This is a genomic window from Collinsella sp. AM40-7AC, assembly GCF_003468125.1.
GTDB classification, from domain to species: Bacteria; Actinomycetota; Coriobacteriia; order Coriobacteriales; family Coriobacteriaceae; genus Collinsella; species Collinsella aerofaciens_O.
The window spans coordinates 339,685-354,118 of the sequence record NZ_QSGK01000001.1 but is presented as its reverse complement, the minus strand read 5'-3'; the positions used below and the strand labels follow the sequence as shown (position 1 = coordinate 354,118).

The 14,434-nt window shown below is 60.8% G+C and carries 11 protein-coding genes and 1 riboswitch; of the genes, 10 read left to right on the top strand and 1 reads right to left on the bottom strand.

Annotation, left to right across the window (positions count from 1 at the left end; all coding sequences use genetic code 11):
* The first annotated feature begins 77 nt into the window (after positions 1 to 77).
* From DW892_RS01570 to DW892_RS01545, 7 genes are all read left to right on the top strand, one after another.
* Positions 78 to 2,261, top strand: coding sequence for a DUF6020 family protein (locus DW892_RS01570; RefSeq protein WP_233546757.1), 2,184 nt, complete (start codon positions 78 to 80; stop codon positions 2,259 to 2,261).
* Between the two features lie 166 nt (positions 2,262 to 2,427).
* Positions 2,428 to 3,234 (top strand): YebC/PmpR family DNA-binding transcriptional regulator, encoded by an 807-nt coding sequence (locus DW892_RS01565; protein ID WP_055309449.1) that lies wholly within the window; start codon positions 2,428 to 2,430, stop codon positions 3,232 to 3,234.
* A gap of 165 nt (positions 3,235 to 3,399) precedes the next feature.
* On the top strand, positions 3,400 to 3,945 hold the full coding sequence (locus DW892_RS10445; protein WP_187364960.1) for a hypothetical protein: 546 nt from the start codon (positions 3,400 to 3,402) through the stop codon (positions 3,943 to 3,945).
* The gene (locus tag DW892_RS10545) at positions 3,938 to 4,315 is read left to right on the top strand and encodes a DUF2273 domain-containing protein (RefSeq protein ID WP_233546754.1); all 378 of its coding nucleotides are present in this window, start codon (positions 3,938 to 3,940) and stop codon (positions 4,313 to 4,315) included. The genes DW892_RS10445 and DW892_RS10545 overlap by 8 nt, the downstream gene beginning before the upstream one ends.
* 44 nt (positions 4,316 to 4,359) lie before the next feature.
* Positions 4,360 to 4,875 carry an Asp23/Gls24 family envelope stress response protein gene (locus DW892_RS01555; RefSeq protein ID WP_117765178.1) on the top strand — a complete coding sequence of 172 codons (516 nt, stop codon included), beginning with the start codon at positions 4,360 to 4,362 and terminating at the stop codon, positions 4,873 to 4,875.
* A gap of 207 nt (positions 4,876 to 5,082) precedes the next feature.
* Entirely contained in the window at positions 5,083 to 6,105 is a 1,023-nt protein-coding gene (locus DW892_RS01550) for a YitT family protein (RefSeq protein WP_117765176.1), read from the top strand.
* Positions 6,106 to 6,255: 150 nt separating this feature from the next.
* Entirely contained in the window at positions 6,256 to 7,521 is a 1,266-nt protein-coding gene (locus tag DW892_RS01545; protein ID WP_158566990.1) for a zinc-ribbon domain-containing protein, read from the top strand.
* Between the two features lie 132 nt (positions 7,522 to 7,653).
* Here DW892_RS01545 and DW892_RS01540 read toward each other — a convergent pair whose 3' ends face one another.
* A complete protein-coding gene (locus tag DW892_RS01540; protein ID WP_117765172.1) occupies positions 7,654 to 9,117 on the bottom strand; it encodes a M20 family metallopeptidase in 1,464 nt (487 codons plus the stop codon).
* 168 nt (positions 9,118 to 9,285) lie between these two features.
* Here DW892_RS01540 and DW892_RS01535 point away from each other — a divergent pair, with 168 nt between their 5' ends.
* The 3 genes from DW892_RS01535 (at position 9,286) to groL (ending at position 13,870) form a co-directional block, all read left to right on the top strand.
* Entirely contained in the window at positions 9,286 to 10,923 is a 1,638-nt protein-coding gene (locus tag DW892_RS01535; RefSeq protein ID WP_233546751.1) for an amidohydrolase, read from the top strand.
* Between the two features lie 919 nt (positions 10,924 to 11,842).
* Complete coding sequence (gene groES, locus DW892_RS01530; protein WP_040358989.1) at positions 11,843 to 12,136, top strand: co-chaperone GroES; 294 nt, start codon at positions 11,843 to 11,845, stop codon at positions 12,134 to 12,136.
* A gap of 96 nt (positions 12,137 to 12,232) precedes the next feature.
* Complete coding sequence (gene groL / locus DW892_RS01525) at positions 12,233 to 13,870, top strand: chaperonin GroEL (RefSeq protein ID WP_006234938.1); 1,638 nt, start codon at positions 12,233 to 12,235, stop codon at positions 13,868 to 13,870.
* 371 nt (positions 13,871 to 14,241) lie between these two features.
* A riboswitch (FMN riboswitch) is annotated at positions 14,242 to 14,434 on the top strand.

The window sequence follows — 14,434 nt, the reverse complement described above, 5'->3', positions numbered from 1 at the left end:
AGGCCACCACAAAGGGGACAGGCACCTTTGTGGTGGTCTTGCCGAGTTTGATAGGTTTCTAGAAAGGCTTTCGGACTGTGAAGGATTCCGACCTCTCCACAACGGCTGCGCGCGACGCTGCCCGCATCGTCTGGTTTAAGCGCTACCCCGCCAAGCAGACGCTCATCGCATTTTTGCTCGCGCTGTTGGCGACCACGGCGTTTTCCATCGATCCCGCCCCGGTGTCGAGCAACGCGGTCTTGGCGATTGACCCCAAAGCCTCGGGCATGCTGTACGTGTGCTACGAGGTGCTCCTCTCGTTTGCCGGCCATACCGACGCGGTCATGCTGCTTGCGCTTGCCTGCCTGCTCACGCTGCCGTTTCGCTACGTATTCTTTGGCCGCGGCGACGCTTGGCGTCCCTCGGTGATCCTTCCGTCGCTGTTCTTTGCCGTCTGCATGGTGTTTGGCCGCAGCTACGATCTCACCGATTCGGCCGAGATCGTGCTCGGCGACAAGGCCCGCATCATCTGCGCCTGGATAGGCGGTGTGGGCTGGATGCTCTTGGCGGTCGTTGCCTTCTACCTTACCTTTGAGTGTCTAGATTGGCTGAGCTCTCGGCGCATTCCGTTTTCCGAAGCGCACTTTGGCCGCGTATGGCGTGTGGCACACGCCGTGCTCTCGGTCCATCCCTTTGCCGGGCCCTTCCTGGTGCTTATGATCGCCTGGGCGCCCACGCTCATCGCTTCGCTGCCCGGCCTTTTTATGGGAGATACGGGTGCGCAGATTCGCCAGTGGTTCAACTACCCCAACGGCACGAGTGACTACTTGCGTCTGCTCAATCCCAATGTGTTGCTCAACGGACATCACCCCGTGGTGCATACGGCTATCATCGGTTCGTGCGTCCAGTTGGGGCTTTCACTGTTTAACAGCGCCAACGCAGGTCTTGCCATCTACACCTGCGCTCAGTTCGTCATTACGGCCGCCTGCATGGCCTATTCCATCTCGTCGCTGCGCAAGCTGGGCGTGAGCCTGCCGGTCCGCGGCGTAATCTTGCTGTTCTTTGTGTTTATGCCCATGTTCTCCAACTACGCGGCGCTGCTTACCAAAGATGTGCTGTTTGCCGACGCGTTTTTGGTGCTGTTGGTGCAGACCGTGAAGCTCGTGGCATGCGGCCTGCCCCGTCGCGATGCCAATGCCGAGCGTGCGGGCGAACAGAGGCCCGTGCTCTTTGCGCGCCATGATTGGCTGTTGCTCGCTCTGGGCGCCATGGGTTCCACGTTTCTGCGTAACGGCGGCCTGGTGTTTCCCCTGGCGGCATGCGTAATCGCGGCGGCGTTTTGCGCATGGGATGCGCATGTGGCTCGTCGTGCAGCCAAGCAGGCTGGTGCTGCGCCTTCGGGCGCCATCCCGCGTTTCCGCTGGGTGGGAGTTCTTGCGGTGCTTGCACTCTGCCTTGCCTCTAATATGTACTTCACCAAGGTCTTTATGCCGGCGCACGACATCACGCCTGGTTCCAAGCGCGAAATCCTCTCGATTCCGTTCCAGCAGACGGCTCGTTTCGTCCAAAAGCACGACGGCCTCAACTCGGGCGTCAACCCCACGGTTAAGGAGGACGGCACCATCGTGGAGGCTCCTTGCGACGGCTTGGTGACCGACGAAGAGCGTGCCGTGATCGACCGTGTGCTCAAGTACGAGAATCTGGGCCGCCGCTACAACCCGGATAAGTCGGACGCCGTCAAAAATTGCTTTAACGAGTACGCCTCGCAGGAGGACATCAAGGCCTATTTTGAGGTGTGGGTCCAGATGTTCAAAAAGGATCCCGAGTGCTATTTCTCGGCGCTCATCAATAACTACTACGGCTACTTTTATCCGAGCGCTCGCGATGCGTGGGTCTACAGCACGGCGCGCAGTGCCGAGATCATGGCAAAGCCCGATAACCTCAAGTACTTCGACTTCCATCCGGTCGATAGCAAGGTTGTGCGCTGGTGCGACCACCTGATCAACCTGTATCGCGTGGCGGTGCAGCGCATCCCGTTTATCTCGCTCGCCATGAGCTCGGCCACCTATGTGTGGATCATGATCGCCGTGGTGGCCTATCTGCTACGTCGTCATTCGTGGCGCGGGCTGGCCATTTGGGTGCCGCTTTTGGGCGTGCTCGCCGTGTGCCTGATCGGTCCCTGCAACGGCTCGACCTACATGCGCTACCTGTACCCGGTCATCGCCTGCATGCCCTTTGCCATCGGCGCCACCATCACCCGCAGCGACCTCCTCTGGTCCTAAGTTTGGTGCAAAGGGGGCAGGTTACTTTGCACCAAGGGGTTGCATCATCACGTCGCCTTCATTTTGGGGTTTATCTCGCAGGCCAGTAGGTATATCATAACGACGTTTGTTTATATTGCCCGAGCATCTGCGCTGGGCTTTAGGTCGAAACCGATAGGAGACACGTATGTCCGGACACTCTAAGTGGGCCACAACCAAGCATCGTAAGGGCGCGCAGGACGCCAAGCGTTCCGCCCTCTTCTCCAAGCTGAGCCGCAACATCACCGTTGCTGCCCGTCTCGGCGGTGACCCGCTGCCCGAGAACAACGCTAGCCTCGCCGCTGCCGTTGCCAAGGCCAAGGCTCAGTCCATGCCTAAGGACAAGATCAAGTCCGCTATCGACAAGGCCTTTGGTTCGGGTGCCGACGCCGCTGTCTACGAGAACATCGTGTACGAGGGCTATGGTCCCGCCGGCGTTGCCGTTTACGTTGACTGCCTGACCGATAACCGCAACCGTACCGCCGCCGATGTCCGTTCCGCCTTCTCCCACGCTGGCGGCAACCTGGGCACCTCTGGCTCCGTCGCCTTCCAGTTTGAGCGTAAGGGCCAGATCGTCGTCGCCAAGGAGATCCTGGACGAGAACGCCAAGAAGGAGACCATGATCGCCAACGGTGCTGCCGGTGACGAGGATGAGTTCATGATGGCTATCGCCGAGGCCGGTGGCGAGGACTACGAGGACGCCGGCGAGGAGTGGATCGTCTGGACCGCTGCCAACGACGTCATGGCTGTCTCCAAGGCACTCGAGGAGCAGGGCATCCAGGTCAAGGGCTCCGAGACCACCATGGTCCCGACCACCCCGACCGAGGTCTCCGGTACCGACGCCAAGAAGGTCCAGCGCCTCATCGACCGTCTCGAGGAGCTCGACGACGTCCAGGACGTCTACAGCACCATGGACATGACCGACGAGGTCATCGCTGCCCTCGAGGAGGAGTAGCGCCTGCACGGGTTAAGCCGTGCATATCTGGGCATAATGAAGCGAGCATGCAAGCCTCGTGGAATAGATGAGCCGGATCCGCGTGCGTATGGCACCGGACCCGGCTCTTTTATAATGATGCGAATCGTTTTGCATTCTGTGGACCGAAACCTGAAGGGAGCGCGCGTGCGCGTACTCAAACGAGCCCTAGCGATCGTGTATCTTGCCGCCGCCATCGTGGCGCTGGGTACGCTTGTCTGCCAGTTCTGGGGACCGTATACGTATCGCTTTATGCTGCTGTTGCGTGACACCATGCCTCGCGTCATCGTTACGGTGTGCGCCGCCATCGTGGCACTTGGCGTGCTCATCGGGTTTTTCCGCCTGATGTTCGCGCGTCGCGAGCCGTCCTGCGTGCATCCGGCGGGGGAGCGCAATATCGAGGTCACGCTCGCAGCGCTTTCCTCGTGCGCCCGTGCCGCGGCGGAGTGCGATGATCGTGTGATGGTTGAGCATATCGAGGCGCGCGTTCAAGGCTCCGACGAGTCCCGCGTTCGTTTTAAGGTCGAGGCCATCGCGCTCGATGATAAGGACGTTGCAGCTCTTGCCACCTCGATGCAGCAGCGCATCGAGAAGGCCTGCGACACCATGCTCGGCACGCCGGGCACGACCGCGCGCGTCCGTTTTTTGCCGTCCAAGACTACCGTCCAGACCGTGGAGGTTTCCGGTGAGTGATACCAACCAAGACAAGACCGCCCGCACGCCGCGCCTGACGATCGACCAGAACGCTACGCCGGCAGGCGAGACCACCGACACCAAGCCCGAGGCCGGCGAGCAGCACGACAGCGCCGCCAATGACTTTGACGAGGCCATGGGTCTCATCAAAGGTACGGGCGCTGCTATCTGGAGCTACGCCGTGCGCCACCCCAACACTACGCTCGGCGCCGTGGCGGGCTTTATCCTCGCCGTGCTGGTACTTACGTTGGGCCTGTGGGACACGCTCGTCATCGCATTCTTTGTGTTGATCGGCGCCGTGATCGGCCAGATTCGCGACGGCGAGAACGGTATCGTCAACTTCTTCGGCCGTCTGTTTAGCGGCCGCTAATATGTATTCGACTGTCGCATCCGCGGCAGGCATAAGGAGGAACCATGGCTTTTAACACGAAGGTCGATGTAGCCGATACCGAGCTTGAGGCGAATGAGGCCGTCGCAGCCGAGGCGGAGGACGTAACGCTCGAGGACGAGGCGCTCGTCGAGGCCGAGTCCGATGCGGACGAGGACGACGAGGAGGCGGACGAGTCCGAGGACTCGCTGACCTATTCCAACGGCGTGATCGAGAAGATCGTCGCCATGGCCACCCGCGAGGTGCCGCACGTTCTGGGCATGAAGGGTAACCTTATGCACTTTGTGCAGGAGCAGTTTGGTGCCGAGAACCTGACCAAGGGCGTGACGGTCGAGGTCACCGACGACAACCGCGTGGTCGTCAACATCTCGGTCATCATCGAGTATGGCGCCTATGCGCCTGCGATCTTTGACGACGTTAAGGCGCGCGTCACCGAGCGTCTGGCCGCGATGACCGGCCTTGAGGTGGCAGGCGTCAACCTGCGCATCGAGGATGTCATCACCCCCGAGGAGTACGAGCACCGCACCAGCCAGCACGAGTAACCTACCAATAAGGGATAGGTTTATTTTGGCAGGTTTTACCTGCGAAAACGCCAAACGGTCGACAGCGCAAGCAAAAGCGCAGTCGACCGTTTTCTATATAGCCTCGATCTAGTCATACCGCTCGTCTAACTAAGGGTTGCAATCTTCGCGTTCCGCGTTACCCTAATGGGCGCATTGTTTCCAAATTGTTAACGAGGGGTTGCCGTAATGGCCGACGAACACGAGACCGAAAGCAAGGCATGGGCGATTGAGGCCGCTGCGGCAGAGGCGGCGTCGCGTGCCGCCGAGGAGGTGCATCGTCCTCCGGTGGTGCCGATGGAGCGCGTTGTCGGTCGCGAGGATATCGAACGTGGCGAGCGCGCCGGCCGCAAGCGCAGCCAGGAGCCAGGCTTTCCGCGCTTTTTTGCCGAGCTCAATTTGGGGCTGATCCTCACGGCCTTTGCCATCGTGGCTTTCAAAACGCCCAATCACTTTGCCTTCGGCGGCACCTCGGGTGTGTCGGTCATTCTTTCCACGCTGTTCCCGACTCTGCCCGTCGGCGTCTTTATGTGGATTATCAACGCGGTCCTGGTCATCCTGGGCTTTATCTTTTTGGAGCGCAAGGCAATCCTTTGGAGCGTCTTTGCCTCGTTTGCGCTTTCGGCCTACGTCTCGCTGTTTGAGCTCTTCATCCCGACGGATGTTTCGATGACGGGCGATATGTGGCTCGACCTGTGTTTTGCCGTCATCTTGCCGGCGCTGGGCAGCGCCATTGTCTTTGACATTGGCGCCTCGACGGGCGGCACCGACATCCTTGCCATGATCCTCAAGCGTCGTACGACGCTCGAGATCGGACGCGCCTTGCTGCTGGTCGATATCGGCATCGTGACCATCGCGGCTTTCCTGTATGGCCCGCGCGTCGGCCTGTACTGCGTACTTGGCCTGTTTGCCAAGACGCTCGTGGTCGATAAGGCCATCGAGAGCATTCACCTTCGTAAGGTCTGTACGATTATTTGCGCCGAACCGCGCAAAGTCGAGGAGTTTATCGTCAAGCATCTCAACCGCACAGCAACAATCAGCCGTGGTTACGGCGCCTTCTCGGGCAGGTGCGTCACGGTGATTATGAGCGTGCTGAGCCGTCGCGAGGCAGTACAACTGCGCCGCTATACCCGCGATATCGATCCGAATGCGTTTATCACGATCGTTGACAGCTCCGAGATCGTGGGCAAGGGCTTCCGCGGCACGAACTAGCGCGGACGCACCTTTCGAATCATTGAATAAGGCCGCCTACGCTGCAAATCGGTCATCTTGGGGTATTTGTCCCCACATTGGGCGATAATGTTGCCAAAGACATCGTTTGCGATCCAGGTGATTCGCTCTAGATACGAAGGGATGATTTCGATGTTCTGTTCGCAGTGTGGCGCCCCCATGGGCGATAACGACAAGTTCTGCGGCGCGTGCGGTGCCCCTAATACCGAAGCCAAGGCCGCCGGCCCCGCCCCCCAGGGACAGTCTCAGCCCCAGCAGTTTGTTCCGCAACCGCCCGTGGCGAATGTGTCAAAGGGCTGTGTGGCTCAGGCGTTCCAAGATATGACCAAGACTCCGGGCGTGCTTCAGCGTGTATGCCAAATCGCGTTTTTGCCGGCGTTGATTTGCGTTGTGTCGGTGCTCGTGCTGTTCATTCCCGTTATCGGCGGTATTGCAGCTGCCATCGGCTTTTTGGCTGCCTACGTGGCGAGCGTGTGCGGTTCTGGCTTTGGCATCGAGTGGGGTCGCGATCTGTCGCTTAAGATCGATGACGGCATGGATCGTCCGTTGATGCGTTCCACGTCGTTTGGCCTCGGAGTCTTTTCGAGCGTTATTTCGGTCGTGCTCGAGGTTATCGCTGCCATTCCCGTAATCGGTGTAGTGCTTTCGCTGGTGGAGGGCGTGGTAATTGGCGCCGCGGGCTCGTATTCTTATTACGGCTCTTATGCGCTCGAGGCTGCGCTGTTTGGCTCGCTTGGCCTGCTCGTTCTGGCTATGATTGCCACGGCGGTCCTGGGGGTCTTCTTTAAGATGTTCGCCGACATTGCCGTGATGCACTTTGCGGTGACCGGTCGCGTCGAGAGCGCGTTTTCGCTCGATAAGGTTTGGACGGCCTTTAAGAACAATAAGACCAAGCTGTTCTGCGCTTCGTTCCTTCCCGAGTTTTTGACGGGTTTGGTCGCCAACGTTGTCACATGGATCTTGACGGTCATCTTTGGCGCCATTGCCTCTGTTGGTATGTATAGCTACTACTATCGTCCTACGGGCATTGAGGCGATTGTTACCGGCGGCGGCATTACGCTCGTGCTGTTCCTGGTGCTGGTCGCTTTCGTCACCGTATTTCTAACGGTCTTTGGCAAGATGCTCAAGCACCGTGCCGTTGGCTATTGGGCCGCACGTTATGCAAGTGAGTGGGCCGACGAGGACAAGGACGACGTTCTGACTTTTGTACTGCCCTTCGAAAAGAAGTCCGCCGCTTCGGGTTACAGTGCTCCGGATGCTTCGCCAACGCCGAAGCCTGAGCCCACGTCGAACCCTGAGCCCGCGCCCGAGCCGGAGCCTGCGCCCAAGCCGGCGCCTGCACCTGCACCTGAGCCGGCGTCCGAGTCAAGCTCCGACGAGGACCCTCAGGACGAGTAGCCCTGCCGCCTGCCATTTGGGGACGGGGTTGAAATGGTAGAAATAGCGCTTGACAAATAAAGAGAGGGCGGATGTTCGTTCCAACATCCGCCCTCTCTTTATTTTGAATGGGTGTTTGAAGAATCTTGCAGTCTACTCGCCATGCTTCTCCTCGTGGCGAGCGGCGGCACGGGCATCGTGAATGCCCTTGATGGCGGCATGGCGGGCGGTACGGGCGTCGTGCATGGCGTCGCGGGCCTCGGCGGCCGTTGCCTTGGCAGAGCGCAGCTTGGCTGCCAGGTCGGGATTGGTCTCGGCAACCGCGGCGATCGTGGGGCCGTCGAGCTCTTCTTGCGTGGGCTCGGCCAAAAAGTCGATGGCATACTGAGCGGCTACCATGGAGCCCTTGGCGAGCACGCTCTCGTCGATCTTATAGAAGCAGGAGTGCTGGGCATAGGTGGCGCCGATCTGGGGGTTGCGCGTGCCAACAAAGGCGAGCACGCCCGGTACGCGGCGCAGATACTCCGAGAAGTCCTCGCCCGAAAGCGTGCCGCGGTAATGGCCCTCGCCCGCGGGACCCAGGCACTTGAGCACAGCTTGGCGGCAGCGCTCGCTCGAGGCGGCATCGTTTTCGACCTTGTAGTTGGCGATGGTGTAGTCGGTGAGCTCGGCCTCGGCGCCCAGAGCAGCCGCGGTGTGCTCCACGATGCGGCGCATAAGCTCGGGCATCTCCTCATGCGTCTTGTCGCCATAGGTGCGCACCGTGCCGGCGAGGTACGCCGTGCCGGCGATAACGTTGCGCGCGGTGCCGCCATGCAGCTCGCCGACGGTGATGACGGCAGGTTCGTAGGGGCTAATCTCGCGCGAGACGATGGTCTGCAGGGCGTTGACGATCTCTGCCGCAACCATAACGGCGTCGTGGCCGCGCTGGGGCATGGCGCCATGGCACGAGGTGCCGCGGACGTCGATGCGGAACCAGTCGGTGTTTGCCATGCGTGGGCCGGGCTCGCAGCTTACGGTGCCGGCGTCGACCTCGCTCCAGATGTGCGCAGCGTAGGCGCCGTCGACGCCGTCGAGCACACCCGTGCCGATCATGAGTTTGGCGCCCTGGCCGTTTTCCTCGCTGGGCTGGAAAACGATGCGAATCTCGCCGTGGATGTCATCGGTCATGTGGCGCAGAATCTGCAGCGTGCCGAGCATCATGGCGATATGGCAGTCGTGACCGCAGGCGTGCATGCAGCCCTCGTTGACGCTGGCGAACTCCTCGCCGGTCTGCTCGGTGACAGGCAGGGCGTCGATATCGGCGCGCAGCAGGATACGGCGGCGCGGCGTGCCGTCCTCGCGGTAGGCATCCGGCGCGGTACCGCGAAGCGTCGCCACCAGGCCCGTCTTGAGCGGACGCTCGTAGGGGATATTCATGGCGTCGAGCTGGTTGGCGATGTCGGAAGTCGTGCGCTCCTCGGCAAGGCTCAGCTCCGGGTGCTTATGGAAGTGCCGGCGCTGCTTGATGATGTAGGGTTCAAACTCGGCGGCGATATCCTGGATGGCCGCGGTGACGTCGTCTGCCGCGCGAACCTCGGTTGCCGCCATAATCTGCTGTGCCTTGGTCTTCGTCATGGTCGATTTGCTCCTTGTTGGCTCGATCGCAAAATCGTACAGGCTCTCTCCAGTATGCCACCTGCCGCTAGGGCTGGTAAAGTTGCCGTTTGCCGCTTGGGGTTTTGTTGCAAGGGCGGGGGAGTACACTCGGGAGTGTTGAATTTCCTGCCAGAGATGGGGATGCCCATGCAGCATATCGATCGGATTATCCGCTCCAAGAACGTTTTTACCGCCCAAGACGGCATCGATACCGCCCGCGAGTTGGCGATCGCCATCGCGGGCGATCGCATCGTCGCTGTCGGCGCGCCCGATGACGTGATTGCCGCCGCACCTGCCGCCACGCCGGTGGTCGATTACGGCGAGCAGTTTGTCTGCCCCGGTTTCCATGACGCTCATCTGCACTTCTTCCATACCTCGGTCGGTTCCTCGCCGTATATGCTCATGGATATGGGCACGTCCGAGGCGGCACTGGTGCAGCATGCGCTCGAGTTTTCCCAGGGCCTGCCCGACGACGCCTGGGTCGTGACCCAGGGCTGGCGCGATTACCGCTGGGATCCGCCCGAGCATCCTACCAAGGCCTCCCTCGACGCCGCCTTCCCCGGTCGCCCCTGTGTTATGTATTCGGGCGATGGGCATACGCTGTGGCTCAACAGCCGCGCACTCGAAGCCCTCGGCGTGACGCGTGACAGCGAGCCTCCTGCGGGTGGCAGTTACGACAAAGACTCAAACGGTGAGCTTACGGGTATTGCCCACGAGGCAGCTGCTATGCAGCTGCTGCCGCGCTGCCTGGAATGGCTGGGCGAGGACCGCATCGCGAGCGCTTACGGCGACCAGATGAAGCGTATGGCCGAGCAAGGCATCACCTCAATCTGCGATATGTCGCTCATGCCCATGCCGGGCTGCGACTTTATTCGCGACGATGTTTACGACAGGCTGCAGGCCGCCGGCAAGCTGGGCATCCGCGCCCATCTGTTTCCCACGCTGCTGGATGACCAATCGCGCTTGGAAGAACTCCAGACCCGCTACGCGAACAACGCGCTGCTCTCGGCGCCAGGATTTAAACAGTTCTTCGACGGCGTGTCGAGCGAGCATACCGCATACCTCACTGAGCCCTATACTAACCCGCGCTTCCCGGGTGACCAGGGGCGCCTGACGGTTCCTGTCGAGCGCATGCGCAAGTTGGTTCTGGCGGCAGCCGAGCGCGGCCACACCGTGCGCATCCACGTTATCGGCGACGGTGCCATCCATGCCGCACTCGATATCTTTGAGGAGGCGGCAGAGCTCTACGGCCTGCCCCAGCACGGTCATAATACGCTTGAGCATTTGGAGAATCTGCTGCCTCAGGACATCGATCGTCTGCGCAAGCTCAACGTCATTGCCTCGAGCCAGCCTTGCCACATCACGCTCGACCCGGGTGGCCCGGAGCGCGACCTGGGCCTGGAACGCAGCCGCATCATGTGGCCGTTTGCGACCTATAAGCAGCGCGGCATCCGCCAAGCTTTTGGTACCGACAGCCCCATCACGGCCGTTACCAGCATGAACGTGCTCTACACGGCTATTACGCGCCAAGACCCTCGCAGCCACTGGCCCGAGGGCGGCTGGCTCCCCAGCGAGCGCATCGATGCGGCAACGGCCCTGCGCAACTACACGCTTGGTAGCGCGTACGCAGCGGGCGACGAGCAAAACCTCGGCAGCCTAGAGCCCGGCAAATACGCCGACCTGGTAGTCCTGGACCAAAACCCGCTCACTATCGACCCCCAAGAGCTGCAAGCCACCAAGGTCCAGGCCACCTACCTGGCAGGCAACTTAATCTACGAGCGCTAATATTCATGCCGTACCGTTAAACGCGGCTCGGGCAGCCTATTTTGGGATGGCGCTCGAGCCGCGTTTGTTTGCCGATCGGGTCCGTTAGGAGCGTCCCCACTCTGCTGGATTTGAGCGCAGGGTGGGGACGCTGCTGCCCCGCGCGCTCAATTGGGATATCAGCAATGCTTTCTCTTGGTGTTTTGCATACTTCCAGTTGCAGATTGCATAAAAAAGCTGAGATGTTCTTTCCGGTCCTGATGTACCCCCGCCTAGGCCGTGCAAAAAACGGAGTATTCTGCACGGCAAGTTCCTCCGGTACCGCTGCAGTTGGATAACATTGCGGAGATCAACGTCATTTTGGGGTCCGGTGCGACGCGAGACATGATTATTTGTCTCGACGAAGTCTGTCTGCCGACCCAAATCGCCGGTCGAAGGCGTCTTTGGGGCCAATAAGGGGTGTCCGGCGCGTATGCAGCCGTCCTGGCCTGCTGAATACTCCCAAAAATGCACGGTGCTCCCCGGGGGACCCGTGCGCGCGGCGAAAACCATGCCCATGTCGCCATCCGCATCGCCATTTTGCTGCACAGACTTTTCTGAATGCCGGGGCCGAATTAGTTAACCAAGCTCCCGTGTGGCGCCGGAGGGGCGGGATATAAGGTTTATCGCGAGTTCCGCACGAGCCGAAGGCCACTTAATGTGGCCTTCGTGCGAGCAGGACTGCCCGAGCAGGAAACCTTATATCCCGCCCCTCCGGCGCCACACGGGAGCCGCGCACAAGTTATCCCCCGGCATTCAGAAAATCTAAGTGCCAAAAAATAAGATTTTTTGACTCCGTGTTGTATAACCCGCCATTCGTGGGTACCATTCAACGCGTACGCAAACAAAAAGGGTTAACCCGCGCGGCATGACCGCGCGGCCCAAAAAGGAGGAAACAAGCATGTCGTCTTTGAAGCCGCTTGCAGATCGCGTCCTGGTCAAGCCCGACGAGGCCGAGCAGAAGACCGCTTCTGGTCTGTACATCGCCAGCAACGCTCAGGAGAAGCCGCAGCGCGGCACCATCGTTGCCGTTGGCGCCGGTAAGGTCAACGACAAGGGCGAGCGCATCCCCATGGACGTTCAGGTCGGCGACGTTGTCATCTACGGTAAGTTCGGTGGCAACGAGGTCAAGGTCGACGGCGAGAAGTATCTGCTGATGCGCGCCGACGACATCTACGCCGTCGTCGAGGCCTAGTCTCGTCAGAATCTCTGATTCGTCTTTGAACGCGTCCGCCGTATAAGACTCGGAAACGGCGACGCGAGTCACATTTCTTTTGGAGGATTACCTACCATGGCAAAGAACATTACGTTCAACACCGATGCCCGCGCCAAGCTCGCAAAGGGCGTCAACACTCTGGCCGACGCCGTTACCGTCACCATGGGCCCCAAGGGCCGTTACGTCGCTCTGCAGCGCACGTTCGGTGCCCCGACCATCACCAACGACGGCGTTTCCGTCGCTAAGGAGATCGAGCTCGAGGACAACATCGAGAACATGGGCGCTCAGCTGGTGAAGGAGGTCGCCACCAAGACCAACGACACCGTGGGTGACGGCACCACCACCGCAACCCTGCTCGCCCAGGCCATCGTCAATGACGGCCTGCGCAACGTCGCCGCTGGCGCCAACCCGCTGGCCATCCGTCGCGGCATCGACAAGGCCGTCAACGCCGCCGTCGCCGAGATGAAGAAGCAGGCCAAGCCGGTCGAGACCAAGGAGCAGATTGCTTCCGTCGGTACCATCTCTGCCGGTGACCCCGAGGTTGGCGAGAAGATCGCCGAGGCCATGGAGGTCGTGGGCAAGGACGGCGTCATCACCGTCGAGGATTCCCAGACGTTCGACATCACCATCGACACCGTCGAGGGCATGCAGTTCGACAAGGGCTATGTCTCCGCTTACTTCGTCACGGACAACGACCGCATGGAGGCCGTGATGAAGGATCCGTACATCCTCATCACCGACCAGAAGATCTCCAGCGTTCAGGACATCATGCCTGTTCTCGAGGCTGTCCAGCGCGCCGGCCGTGGCCTGCTCATCATCGCTGAGGACATCGACGGCGAGGCTCTGCCGACCCTGGTCCTCAACAAGATCCGTGGCGCTCTCAACGTCTGCGCCGTCAAGGCCCCGGGCTACGGCGATCGCCGCAAGCGCATCCTCGAGGACATCGCCGTCCTCACCGGTGGCCAGGCCGCTCTGGACGAGCTGGGCGTGAAGGTCGCTGACATCACCGCCGATATGCTCGGTACTGCTAAGTCCGTCACCATCTCCAAGGACAACACCGTCGTCGTCGGCGGCGCTGGCTCCAAGGAGGCCATCGACGCCCGCATCGCTCAGATCAAGGGTGAGATGGAGAACACCACCTCTGACTTCGACCGTGAGAAGCTCCAGGAGCGCCTGGCAAAGCTCTCCGGTGGCGTTGCCGTCATTAAGGTCGGCGCTGCTACCGAGTCCGAGCTCAAGGAGATCAAGCACCGCGTCGAGGATGCCCTGCAGGCTACCCGCGCTGCTGTCGAGGAGGGCATCGTCGCCGGCGGCGGCGTCGCCTTCATGGACGCTGCTCCTGCGCTCGACGCCGTCGAGATCGACGACCCCGAGGAGAAGATCGGCGTCGACATCGTCAAGAAGGCTCTGACCGCTCCGGTCGCCACCATCGCCAAGAACGCTGGCTTTGAGGGCGCTGTCGTGGTCGACAAGGTTGCCGAGCTGCCCGCCGGCCAGGGTCTCAACTCTGCCAACGGCGAGTGGGGCGACATGATCGAGATGGGCGTCCTCGACCCCGTCAAGGTCAGCCGCGTCACCCTGCAGAATGCTGCTTCTGTCGCCAGCCTGATCCTCATCACCGAGGCCACCGTCTCCGATGTGCCCAAGAACACTCAGCTTGAGGACGCTATCGCTGCTGCTACCGCTGGTCAGCAGGGCGGCGGTATGTACTAAGGCCGACAAGGTCTAGAACTCCCACCGGGAATCCGGGGGCGTGACGGGGGCTTCTCTCCGGAACGTCCTCGGACATGCAAAGAGGCTCCGCATCGCGCTTCGCGCTGCGGAGCCTCTTTGCGTCCTGCGGAAATGTTCCGGAGAGAAGCCCCCGTCACGCCCCCGGATTCCCTGCGTTTACGGCCTTGAGGTCGGCGGGCGGAGAAGGACGTGGTTGATAGGGATACGTGTCCCCTTCGCTGTTTCGCGCTTTGCGCGAAAGGCGCGCTACTTTGGAATGGGTGGGGAACGTGGTTGTTGCGGCAACTGGTCCCAGCCATAAATTATCCTTGGCATACTTGCGCGAAAGCCTGCTGGTGCTACACTTGCAATTGCTGTTTCAGGGCGGGGTGAAATTCCCCACTGGCGGTAAATCGGGCGGTGTCAAAGGGATGCCGTGGCGCAGGCGAGGTGTCTGTGACCGAGCCGATGAGTCCGCGACCCGTGTGTGCGTTGGTTCGCATGCCGGCTGAACTGGTGAGATCCCAGTACCAACGGTTAGAGTCCGGATGAAAGAGGCAGGTG

Excerpts from the sequence above, each read along its gene's own strand:
- DW892_RS01545 (WP_158566990.1), top strand. The coding sequence starts at position 6,256 with ATGTTCTGTTCGCAGTGTGGCGCCCCCATGGGCGATAACGACAAGTTC.
- DW892_RS01555 (WP_117765178.1), top strand. The coding sequence starts at position 4,360 with ATGGCTTTTAACACGAAGGTCGATGTAGCCGATACCGAGCTTGAGGCG.
- DW892_RS01535 (WP_233546751.1), top strand. The coding sequence starts at position 9,286 with ATGCAGCATATCGATCGGATTATCCGCTCCAAGAACGTTTTTACCGCC.
- groL (WP_006234938.1), top strand. The coding sequence starts at position 12,233 with ATGGCAAAGAACATTACGTTCAACACCGATGCCCGCGCCAAGCTCGCA.
- DW892_RS01550 (WP_117765176.1), top strand. The coding sequence starts at position 5,083 with ATGGCCGACGAACACGAGACCGAAAGCAAGGCATGGGCGATTGAGGCC.
- DW892_RS01565 (WP_055309449.1), top strand. The coding sequence starts at position 2,428 with ATGTCCGGACACTCTAAGTGGGCCACAACCAAGCATCGTAAGGGCGCG.
- groES (WP_040358989.1), top strand. The coding sequence starts at position 11,843 with ATGTCGTCTTTGAAGCCGCTTGCAGATCGCGTCCTGGTCAAGCCCGAC.
- DW892_RS01540 (WP_117765172.1), bottom strand. The coding sequence starts at position 9,117 with ATGACGAAGACCAAGGCACAGCAGATTATGGCGGCAACCGAGGTTCGC.